Raw genomic sequence first — 9,728 nt, 5'->3', positions numbered from 1 at the left:
CGTCCGCCGCGCCGATCGCGCCCGCCTCGCCGAGCACCCGGCGCGCGAGACGCCAGGTCGCCGCCGCCCCCGGCGCGAGGCCGTAGATCGCCGCGATCCGCCGGATCAGCCCGAAGCCCTGCATCGCGAACCAGAGCGTGTCGAAGAGCGCCGAGGGCAGCACCAGCACCCCGCCCGCCATGCGGAGTGAGGCGCGCCGGATCGCGGCGTCCGCCTGCGCGTCGAGCGGGGCGAGCACGTGATGCGCGAACAGCGCCGCGCGGCGGTCCGGGTCGTTCACGCCGCGCGCGACCCCGCGCCAGAGCGCCACCGCGCGCGCAAGCCGCGGGTCGCGCTCCATCAGCGCGGCGGCGCGATCCGGATCGTTCGCGACCGACTCGACGCGCGCGAGCCGTCTCAGCCCCCGCCACTCGCGCCAGAGCAGCAGCGCGAGCGCGAGCGCCAGCGCCGCGACCAGCGTCGCGGCGATCCAGCCCTGCGCGGCCGAGGCCGCGAAGCGCGCCTCGACGAAGGCCCAGAGATCGAGTGCGATCAGGCCGAATCCCGCCAGCGCCGCGACCACGATCAGCGCGCCGAGGCCGCGCCGTCGCGGCGGCTCCGGCACCGGCGGCTCAGGCAGCGCCTCGAGCTCGTCGGCGAGCCGCGCGGCCTCGGTGGCGAGCGCACGACGGCGCGCGCCGGGCGTCTCCTCGCTCACGCGAACACCTCCGGCAGCGCCGCGGCGAGCACCCGATCCAGGTTCAGGTGCCGCAGGCCGCGCTCCGGGTCGATCGCCGGCGGGGCGAACACCGGCACGGCGTAGCGCCGGTCGAACCATGCCGACGACGGCGTTTCCACCGGGATGCCGCCGGCGAACCAGAACGCCTCGCGCCCGCCGCCCGCGACCAGCCCCTCCACGGCCTCCACCGCGCGGCCGCGCTCCTCGATCGTGATGTCGCGCGTGCAGGCGGCCGCGGCGACCGCGAGCGTGGCACCGTTGCCCCCGACGAGATGCCGCAGCAGCGCGACGAGCTGGCCGCGCTGGCTCTCGGGCACGTAGTCGGCCTTGGTCGCGGCATAGACCGGGAGTGGTGGGGCGCGCGCGAGGCCGAGCCGCGCCAGCCAGCCGCCCTCGGGCCGCAGCGCCGCCGCGATCTCGGCCAATGCGGCGCGCGTGTCGGCGAAGCTCGCCGCGCCGGAGGCCAGCGCGCGGAACAGGTCGACCAGCACGATCTGGGCATCGAACCGCGCCATGTGCGGGGCGAGGAATTCGGCCCGCGTGCGGCGCAGATACTCGTCGTAATGCGCGCGCATCGTTGCCCACAGGCTGCCCGCGCGCGGGTGCGCCCCGGCCGGGACGGGAAGGGGGCAGAACAGCAGGAACGACATCCCGGCCCAGGCATCCGGGTTGAGGAACCGGCCCGGGGTGAGCGCGGCAAGCCCGGCCTCGTCGCGGCAGCGGCGCAGATAGGCGGTGTAGGCCTCGGCGAGCCGGGCGAGCGTGGCGTGCTCGGTCGGCGCCTGCGGATCGAGCCCGGCCAGCGCCGCCCGCCAGGCGGCGGCGTGCCCGGCGCGCGGCGCCTCCTCCGCCCGCGCGAGCTCCGCCGCCGACCACGCCTCGAAGCTGCGCCCGAGCAGCGGCAGGTCGAGCAGCCACTCGCCCGGATAGTCCACCACCTCGAGCCGCACCGTCCGCCGGCTGGGGCCGAGCTGCCGGCCGAGCCAGCCCGGGGTGGGCGTCAGCACCTCGAGCGCCAGCGCGAGCTTGGTCAGCCGCGTCGTCGGCTCGGGCCAGCGCGCCTCGCCCGCGAGCGCGGCGAGTGCGGCGCCGAGCGGGAAGAGCGGCGCGTCGGCCACCGTCAGCCCGGCCTCGGCCGCCGCCACCACCCGCCCCTCGGCGACCGCGGGCAGCGCGGCCATGCGGCGCGGATCGCGTGGCGCGGCCATCAGGTTGGCCGCGAGCGCCGTCACGAACACCGTCTTGCCGGCGCGGCTGAGCCCGGTGACGGCGAGGCGGACCGTCTCCTCCGGCGTGCCGAGGAGCAGCCGGCGCAGCGCCCCGGCCGCCGCGCGCGCCTCGGCGATCGGGTCGGGGACCGCGATCAGGCCGCCTCGCGCATGTTGCGCGCGCGCAGCACCGCCGGCCGGTTCAGGCAGCGGTCGAGCCACGCCTTCGCCTTGGGGAACGGCGCGAGGTCGAAGCCGTTGAACCAGGCCGTGTAGAGCACGCAGGAGACCTGGAGATCGGCCGGCGAGTAGGCGGCGCCGAGCAGGTGGTCGCGGTCCGCGAGCACGGTCTCGAGCACGCCGAGCGGGGCCTTGAGCCGCTCCGCGCCCGCCGCCGCCTCGGCCGGGTCGCGCTGGTCGGCCGGGCGGACGAAGGTGTTGTAGGCCCACTGCATCTGCGGCGGCTCGATCTCGGTGGCGGTCCAGAGCGTCCACTGGAACACCCGCCCCTCGTCCTCGACCGTGCGCGGCCAGAGATCGCCGTACTTGCGCATGAGGTAGAGGTTGATCGCCAGGCTCTCGAACAGCACGGTCTCGCCGTCCACCAGCGCCGGGATCTTGGCGTTCGGGTTGATGGCGCGGAAGGCGGGCGACTTCACGCCTTCGGTGAAGTCGGTGGGCACGAGTTCGTACTCGACGCCGGTCTCCTCGAGGGCGACCAGGCAGCGGAAGGCGCGCGAGCGGGGAATGCCGTAGAGCTTCACGGGGCCGGGCATGCGTCTCTGTCCTCGGGGGTTGCGCGATGATCGGGGAGCCTAACCCCTCCCCGGGCGGACGTCATGGGGGCGGCGGCTTGCGCCGGCCCCGCCGCCCGGCCATCTCTCGTCCGTGACCGCCTCGTCCTTCGCCCTCGACACGGCGTCCGGCCGCTTCCGCGCCTGGGCCGACGCGCTGTTCGTCGACCACGCCCTGCTCCGCCTCGCCTGGCGCAACCGCGCGGCGGTGGAGGAGGGGCGGCTCTACCGCTCCAACCAGCCGCTGCCGTTCCAGCTCGCGCTGGAGGCGCGGCGCGGCATCCGCACGGTGCTCAATCTGCGCGGCCGGCGGGACTGCGGCTCGGATGCGCTGGCGCGCGCGGCCTGCGCACGGCTCGGCCTCGCCATGATCGACGCGCCGTTCGAGAGCCGGGGCGCGCCGCACAAGGACCGCATCCTGCGCCTCGCCGGACTGTTCGACACGATCGCCTATCCGGCGCTGATCCACTGCAAGTCGGGCGCCGACCGGGCGGGGCTGGTCGCGGCGATCTACCTGCTGCTGCGCGGCCGACCCGTGGCGGAGGCGAAGCGGCAGCTCTCCTGGCGCCACGGCCATGTCGCGGCCGGCAAGACCGGCATCCTCGATGCGTTCCTCGATCGATACGAGAAAGCGCAGGCGGAGAGCGGGATCGGCTTCCTCGACTGGGTGCGCGGCCCCTATGACGAGCAGGCGCTGCGCGAGGAGTTCCGCGCCTCCCGGCTCGGCAGCTTCGTCACCGACCGTCTGCTGCGGCGGGAATAGGCTCGGCTCGGAAGGCCTGCGCCGCGACCAGCCGCGCATAGGCGCCGCCGCGTGCGACCAGCGCCTCGTGCGGCCCGTCCTCGACCACGCGGCCCGCCTCCAGCACGACGATGCGGTCGGCCGCGCGCACGGTGGAGAGCCGGTGCGCGATCACCACCGTGGTGCGCCCGGCGCGCAGCCGCTCCAGTGCCGCCTGCACGCGCGCCTCGGTCTCGGCATCCAGCGCGCTCGTCGCCTCGTCGAGCAGCAGGATGCGGGGGGCGCGCAGGAGCGCGCGCGCGAGCGCGATGCGCTGGCGCTGGCCGCCGGAGAGGCGCAGGCCGCGATCGCCGACGCGCGTCGCGTAGCCCTGCGGCAGTTCGGCGATGAAGCCGTGCGCCTCGGCCGCGCGCGCGGCCGCCTCGATCTCGGCGTCGGTGGCGTCGAGCCGGCCGAAGGCGATGTTGGCGCGCACCGTGTCGTCGAACAGGACCACCTCCTGGCTGACCAGCGCGATCGCCCGCCGCAGCGAGGCGAGCGTGACCGCGCGCAGGTCCTGCCCGTCGATCAGCACCCGGCCTTCGGTCGGGTCGGCGAAGCGCGGGATCAGGTTGACCAGCGTGGTCTTGCCCGCGCCCGAGGCGCCGACCACGGCGACGGTGGTTCCCGGCGCGATCTCGAGCGAGACCTCGTGCAGCGCGGGCCCGCCCTCACCATAGCGGAACGAGACGGAGTCGAACAGGATCCGCCCGGGGCCGGGCGCGAGCGGCACCGCCTCCGGCGCATCGGCGACGCGCGGGATCTCGTCGATCAGCGCGAGGCAGCGCGCGACCGCCGCCGCGCCCTCCTGCAGGGCGACCGCGAGCGTGCCGAGCGCGCGCATCGGCCGCGCCGCGATCAAGAGGGCGGCGACGAAGCCGGTGAACTGGCCGGCCGAGGCCGCGCCCGAGGCGATGCGCCAGCCCGCGAAGGCGATCACGCCCGCGACCGCCACCCCGCCCATCGCCTCCAGCACCGGATCGACGCGGGCGCGGCCGCGCACCACCCGCATCAGGGAGTCGAACCAGGTGCGGAACGCCCGGCCTGCGCGCTCGCGCTCGTACTCCTCGAGCTGATAGGCGCGCACCATGCGCGCGCCGGCCAGGCTCTCGGTGAGCAGCGCGACCACCTCGCCCGCCTGTTCCTGCTGCGCCTTCGACGCGCGGCGCATGCGCCGGCCGATCGCGTTGATGGGGATCACCGCGACCGGCACGGCGAGCAGCGCGAAGGCCGTCAGCACCCAGTCGAGCCAGAGCATCGCCGCGACCAGTGCCGCCACGGTCAGCGCATCGACCACGCCTCCGACCGCGCGCGCGAGGCTCTCGCGGATCACCGCGACGTCGGTGGTGAAGCGGGAGACGAGGCGGCCCGTGGGCTCGGCCTGCAGCCGCGCGAGATCGGCGGCGAGCAGCCGGTCGAACATCGCGCGCTGGAGCGAGAGCACGATGCCGAGGACCACGCGCTGCATCAGCACCACCTGCCCGTACTGCGCCGCGGCCTTGGCGCAGACCACGGCCACCGCGACCAGCGGCACCAGCCAGATCACGCGGGAATCGCGCGCCTCGAACAGCCGGTACGCCCAGTCGATCACCACGGGGTAGAGGCCGGTGGCGCCGGAGACCACCGCCATCAGCGCGAACACGGCGAGCAGGCGGCGCGATTCGCCGCGCGCATGGTCGCGCCAGAGGCGGCGGCCGAGCAGGCCGAGCGCGGGATCGGGCGGGCGGGTCATGCGCGCGTCATAGCACGCGCGCCCCTCATCCCAGCACCAGCCGCGGCAGCCACGTCGCGAGCGGCGGGTGGAGCGTCACCGCCAGCAGCACCGCGACCAGCGGGGCGAGCCACGGCAGGATCGCGCGGGAGAGCCGGTCGAAGGGCAGGCCGGCCACGCGCGCGGTGACGAACAGCACCACGCCCACGGGCGGGGTGATCGTGCCGATCATCAGGTTCAGCACGAACACGAGGCCGAAATGGACCGGATCGATCCCGAACCCGGCCGCCGCCGGCACCAGGATCGGCACCAGCACCAGCATCGCCGCGATCGCCTCCATCACGGTCCCGACCAGCAGCAGCAGCACGTTCACCGCGAGCAGGAACAGCGTCGGGTCGTCGACGGCCGCGACGATCGCGGGGCCCAGCATCTGCGGGATGCGCGAGAGCGAGAGGCACCAGGCGAGGGCGGTCGCGGTCATCAGGAGCGCCAGCACCACGCCGGTGGTCTCGACCGTCTCGGCGAGCAGGCGCGGCAGCGCGGCCAGCGGCAGGGTGCGGTAGACGACGAGACCGAGCAGCAGCGCATAGGCGGCGGCGACCGCGGCCGCCTCGGTCGGCGTGAACAGCCCGCTGATCATGCCGCCGAACAGGATCGCCGGGGTCGCGAGCGACAATGCGGCCGAGGCGAAGGCGCGCCAGATCGCCGCCGGTCCGCCGAAGGGCGCGCGCGGCAGGCCGCGCCGGCGCGCCAGCACCGTCACCATCGCCATCAGCGCACCCGCCATCATCAGGCCGGGGATCACGCCGGCCAGGAACAGCCCGCCGATCGAGACGTCCGCCGCCACCGCGTAGATCACCATCGGCAGGGAGGGCGGAATGATCGGCCCGATCGTCGCCGAGGCCGCGGTGACCGAGGCGGCCGTCTCGACGTCGTAGCCGGCGTCGCGCATCGCCTTGATCTCGATCGTGCCGACCCCGCCCGCATCCGCCACCGCCGAGCCGGACATGCCGGCGAAGATCACGGAGGCCACGATGTTGGCGTGGCAGAGCCCGCCGCGCATCCAGCCCACCACGGCATGGGCGAAGCCGAAGATCCGCTCGGTCACGCCGGAGGCGTTCATCACGTTGCCCATCAGGATGAACAGCGGGGCCGCGAGCAGGGGGAAGGAGTTCGCCGCCTGCGCCATCTTCTGCGCGACGATGCCGAGCGGGATCCCCGACAGCCAGACGAAGCCGAAGGAGGCGAGGCCGAGGCCCGCGAACAGCGGCAGGCCGAGGAACAGCGAGACCAGCCAGAGCCCGAGCACGACGAGCATCGTCCCGGTCACGGCACGCGCTCCCGCCGCAGCAGCGCTGCGATCTCGGCGAGCGACACCGCGACCAGCGCCGCGGCGGCGAGCGGCACCGGGATGTAGAGCAGCGCCGAGGGCAGCGGCAGGCTCACCCATTCGACATCCCAGTTGCGCGCGACCAGCGCCGGCCCCTCGCGCAGGAGCAGCAGCGCGAACAGCGCGATCAGCCCGTGCATCCCGATCTCCGCCGCGACGCGCGCACGCCACGGCAGCAGGCCCAGCACCGCCTCGATGCGGATGTGCGAGCCGTGGCGCGCGGCGATCACCAGCCCGACGAAGCCGGTCCAGACCAGGAGGTGCTGCGCCGCCTCCTCGGTCCAGGCGAGCGGATGGGCGAAGGCGCGCGCGGCCACGCCGACCAGCACCGTCGCCAGCAGCGCGACCAGCAGGGAGGCGGCCGCGGCGGCGAGCAGCGCGCCCGCCGCCGCACCGAGACGCGCGATCAAAGCGCGGCGAGCGTGTCGAACGTCCCCTGGCCCCAGCGCTCTGCGAACTGCGCCGGCACCCTCGCGAGCACGGGGGCGCGGAACGCGGCGACATCCACCTCGATCACCTCCATGCCGGCGCCCTTCAGGGTGGCGACCAGCTCGCTCTCCTGACGCAGGAGTTCGGCATCCTGCCATTGCGCGGCCGAGGCGATCGCCGCCTCGAAGGCGTCGCGATCGGGTGCAGCGAGCGAGCGCCAGAACGCCTCGTTCACGATCGGCATGCGCGGCGTGATGATGTGGCCGGTCAGCACGAGATGCTTCTGCACCTCGAAGAGCTTCGCCGCGTGGATGGTCGGCAGCGGGTTCTCCTGCCCGTCCACGGCGCCCTGGGCGAGCGCCAGGTAGAGCTCGTTGAAGTTGATCGGGGTCGGCCGTCCGCCCCAGGCCTCGACCATGGCGCGGAACACGTCGACGGGCGGCACGCGCAGGCGGAACCCGGCCAGGTCGGCCACACCGCGCACCGGCTTCGCGGCCGAGGACGTCAGATGCCGCTTGCCGTAGTAGGTGACGCCCAGCATGCGCATGCCGCGCCGTGCGACGAGCTCGCCGTTCAGCCGCGCGAAGACCGGCGTCGCCGTCACCTTCGCCATGTGCGCGGCATCGCGCCAGAGATAGGGGGCCTCGACCACGGACAGCGCGGGCAGGAAGGCGGAGAGCGCGCCGGCGCCGTCGGTGGTGAGCTGCAGGGCGCCGGTCGAGACCGCCTCCATCATGTCCCGGCCGGAGCCGAGCTGGCCGCCGGGGAAGGACTGGATCTCGAGCCGGCCGGCGGTCTTCTCGCGCAGCTCGCGCGCGATCCGGTCGATCATCCGCACCTGCGGATGGGTCGCGGGCAGGAGGTCGCCCCAGCGGATCGTGCGCGGCTGGGCGCGCAGCGTGGCCGGGGCGGCGAGAGCGGCGCAGGCGCCGAGCACGGCGCGGCGCGTGATCCTGGTCATCGGCGTTCCCTCGTCTGTTGCGCCATCGTGGCGGCCGCGGAGCCTAGAGCGGTTTCCACACGAGTGGAAACCGCTCCAACCCGTCATGGCGAGCATCCTCACGCATCCGGCCGATTCCGGCCGTATGCGATCTGCGCCAGCCGGTCACCGCCCGCGTCAGCGAGGCGCTCAGGCGGGCTCGCGGCTCCCCACGGCGTCCTTGTTGCGCTGCCAGACCGCGAGGTTCAGCGCCGCCGCGAAGCTCACCCAGACGAGATAGGGAACCATCAGCAGCCCGGCCGTGACGCTGATCGGCAGGAACAGCGCGATCATCAGCGCGATCGATGCCCAGAGCGCGACCACCTCGGCGAAGGCGAGGTCCATGCGCCGCAGCCCGAAGAACAGCCACGACCAGGCGGCGTTCAGCGCGAGCTGCACCGCCCAGACCGCAAGCGGCAGGGCGGCGCCCGCGAACCCCGCCGCGCGCCAGACCAGCCAGGGTGCGACCCCGATCGCGACGTAGAGCAGCGTCCAGGCGACCGGGAAGGCCCAGTCCGGCGGCGTCCAGGACGGCTTGTCGAGCCGGTCGTACCAGGGGCCGGGACGGAACACCGCGCCGGTGGTCGCGGCCGCGAAGCAGGCGAGCAGGAAGGGGCCGAGGACCGCGAGCTCGCCCGCCATCGCCTCAGATCCGCCTCGCGGCGGCGACCGCGGCCGCCGATCCCGCGCCGACGATCCGGCCCCAGAGCCGCAGCGCGGCGCCATAGCGCGGGCCTTCGCCCGCCTCGCGCGCCTCGTCGCGGTGATGCACCTCCTCGATCCGGCACTGCTCGAGCAGGGCGCGGATCTCGGGCAGGATGCGCTCGGCATCAAGCCTGTCGATCTGCGCCTGGTAGTGGCGATCGACGAAGCTCTCCACCGCGTCGATGGTGGCGAACACCGCGCGCGGGCCGAACAGGGCGGGAAGCGCCCCGGTCAGCCAGCCGGCGAGGCGCCAGAGCGGCAGGAGCCGCGACCGGTCGGGGGGCGGCAGCAGCGCGTCGAGAAGATCGAGATGGCCCTGCTCGGTCGCCCTGTGGCGTTCGGCGAAGTCGCGCACGGCCGGGTCGCGGCTGACCGCGAGGATGCCGCGATAGATCATCACCGCGCCGGTCTCGCCGGCGTGGTCGGAGCGGAGTTCGGCCACCAGCCAGGGCGGCACGGAGGAACGATCGGTGCGCGGCGGGGCGGGGCGGTCGAGCGCGGCGGCGTCCATGGACGTGAGATGGCCGCCGGAAGGGCGATTCCAACCCCTTGCGGGCCGCACGGGCGCGGCCACCTGCGGCGCATGGCCATGGAGACGCCCGATCGCCCGGTTGCCTATTACGACGGCGCCTGCCCGGTCTGCGCGCGCGAGGTCGCGTTCTGGCGCGGCCGGCCGGGCGGCGGGGCGATCGCCTGGGTGGACGTCTCGGCGCCCGACGCCGCACCCGGGCCGGGGCTGACGCGCGCGGCGGCGCTTGCGCGGATGCATGTGCGCCTGCCCGACGGGCGGCTGGTCGCCGGGGCGCGCGCCTTCGCCGTGATCTGGGGGGCGATGCCGGGGTTCCGCCGGCTCGGCCGGCTGGTCGGGCATCCCCTGGTCGCGCCGGTCGCCGAGGCGGCCTATCGCGGCTTCCTCGCGGTCAGGCGCCTGTGGCGGCGACCGCCTCGCGCAGCCAGCGCCTGACCGTCTCGGCATCGTCGCGGCAGCCCGCCTCGGCCCAGCGCCGCTCCAG

11 protein-coding genes are annotated in these 9,728 nt (G+C 74.8%); 2 read left to right on the top strand and 9 right to left on the bottom strand.

Going from position 1 to position 9,728, the window contains the following annotated elements; translation table 11 throughout:
* From FK498_RS14380 to FK498_RS14370, 3 genes are all read right to left on the bottom strand, one after another.
* Positions 1-697: DUF697 domain-containing protein (locus FK498_RS14380; protein WP_161988426.1), on the bottom strand; the 697-nt coding region annotated here is incomplete at its 3' end.
* On the bottom strand, positions 694-2,148 hold the full coding sequence (locus tag FK498_RS14375; protein ID WP_161988425.1) for a YcjX family protein: 1,455 nt from the start codon (positions 2,146-2,148) through the stop codon (positions 694-696). The genes FK498_RS14375 and FK498_RS14380, both read right to left, overlap by 4 nt.
* Positions 2,082-2,702 carry a glutathione S-transferase family protein gene (locus FK498_RS14370; RefSeq protein WP_141855683.1) on the bottom strand — a complete coding sequence of 207 codons (621 nt, stop codon included), beginning with the start codon at positions 2,700-2,702 and terminating at the stop codon, positions 2,082-2,084. The genes FK498_RS14375 and FK498_RS14370 overlap by 67 nt, the downstream gene beginning before the upstream one ends.
* Positions 2,703-2,814: 112 nt before the next feature.
* Between FK498_RS14370 and FK498_RS14365 the strand changes: the two genes are divergently transcribed.
* A complete protein-coding gene (locus FK498_RS14365; protein WP_141855681.1) occupies positions 2,815-3,483 on the top strand; it encodes a tyrosine-protein phosphatase in 669 nt (222 codons plus the stop codon).
* Here FK498_RS14365 and FK498_RS14360 read toward each other — a convergent pair.
* The 6 genes from FK498_RS14360 to FK498_RS14335 form a co-directional block, all read right to left on the bottom strand.
* The gene (locus FK498_RS14360) at positions 3,455-5,233 is read right to left on the bottom strand and encodes an ABC transporter ATP-binding protein (RefSeq protein ID WP_141855680.1); all 1,779 of its coding nucleotides are present in this window, start codon (positions 5,231-5,233) and stop codon (positions 3,455-3,457) included. The two genes, FK498_RS14365 and FK498_RS14360, sit on opposite strands and share 29 nt — an antisense overlap.
* Before the next feature lie 25 nt (positions 5,234-5,258).
* Entirely contained in the window at positions 5,259-6,542 is a 1,284-nt protein-coding gene (locus tag FK498_RS14355) for a TRAP transporter large permease (RefSeq protein WP_141855678.1), read from the bottom strand.
* Positions 6,539-7,012 (bottom strand): TRAP transporter small permease, encoded by a 474-nt coding sequence (locus tag FK498_RS14350; protein ID WP_141855676.1) that lies wholly within the window; start codon positions 7,010-7,012, stop codon positions 6,539-6,541. The genes FK498_RS14355 and FK498_RS14350 overlap by 4 nt, the downstream gene beginning before the upstream one ends.
* Positions 7,009-7,992, bottom strand: a complete 984-nt coding sequence (locus tag FK498_RS14345) for a sialic acid TRAP transporter substrate-binding protein SiaP (RefSeq protein WP_141855674.1) — start codon at positions 7,990-7,992, stop codon at positions 7,009-7,011. Before FK498_RS14345 ends, FK498_RS14350 begins: the two co-directional genes overlap by 4 nt.
* A 168-nt stretch (positions 7,993-8,160) precedes the next feature.
* Positions 8,161-8,652, bottom strand: a complete 492-nt coding sequence (locus FK498_RS14340) for a TspO/MBR family protein (RefSeq protein ID WP_141855672.1) — start codon at positions 8,650-8,652, stop codon at positions 8,161-8,163.
* A gap of 4 nt (positions 8,653-8,656) precedes the next feature.
* Positions 8,657-9,226, bottom strand: coding sequence for a demethoxyubiquinone hydroxylase family protein (locus tag FK498_RS14335; protein WP_141855670.1), 570 nt, complete (start codon positions 9,224-9,226; stop codon positions 8,657-8,659).
* A 78-nt stretch (positions 9,227-9,304) separates the two neighbouring features.
* Between FK498_RS14335 and FK498_RS14330 the strand changes: the two genes are divergently transcribed.
* Complete coding sequence (locus tag FK498_RS14330; RefSeq protein WP_237560956.1) at positions 9,305-9,679, top strand: thiol-disulfide oxidoreductase DCC family protein; 375 nt, start codon at positions 9,305-9,307, stop codon at positions 9,677-9,679.
* Positions 9,680-9,728: the final 49 nt, after the last annotated feature.

The organism is Elioraea sp. Yellowstone (assembly GCF_006704265.1).
Taxonomy (GTDB): domain Bacteria; phylum Pseudomonadota; class Alphaproteobacteria; order Acetobacterales; family Acetobacteraceae; genus Elioraea.
This window is presented reverse-complemented; position numbering and strand designations above follow the sequence as displayed.

What these genes read in the sequence shown, in the direction of transcription:
- FK498_RS14370 (WP_141855683.1), bottom strand. Translation starts at nt 2,702, where the DNA reads ATGCCCGGCCCCGTGAAGCTCTACGGCATTCCCCGCTCGCGCGCCTTC.
- FK498_RS14360 (WP_141855680.1), bottom strand. Translation starts at nt 5,233, where the DNA reads ATGACCCGCCCGCCCGATCCCGCGCTCGGCCTGCTCGGCCGCCGCCTC.
- FK498_RS14345 (WP_141855674.1), bottom strand. Translation starts at nt 7,992, where the DNA reads ATGACCAGGATCACGCGCCGCGCCGTGCTCGGCGCCTGCGCCGCTCTC.
- FK498_RS14340 (WP_141855672.1), bottom strand. Translation starts at nt 8,652, where the DNA reads ATGGCGGGCGAGCTCGCGGTCCTCGGCCCCTTCCTGCTCGCCTGCTTC.
- FK498_RS14335 (WP_141855670.1), bottom strand. Translation starts at nt 9,226, where the DNA reads ATGGACGCCGCCGCGCTCGACCGCCCCGCCCCGCCGCGCACCGATCGT.
- FK498_RS14330 (WP_237560956.1), top strand. Translation starts at nt 9,305, where the DNA reads ATGGAGACGCCCGATCGCCCGGTTGCCTATTACGACGGCGCCTGCCCG.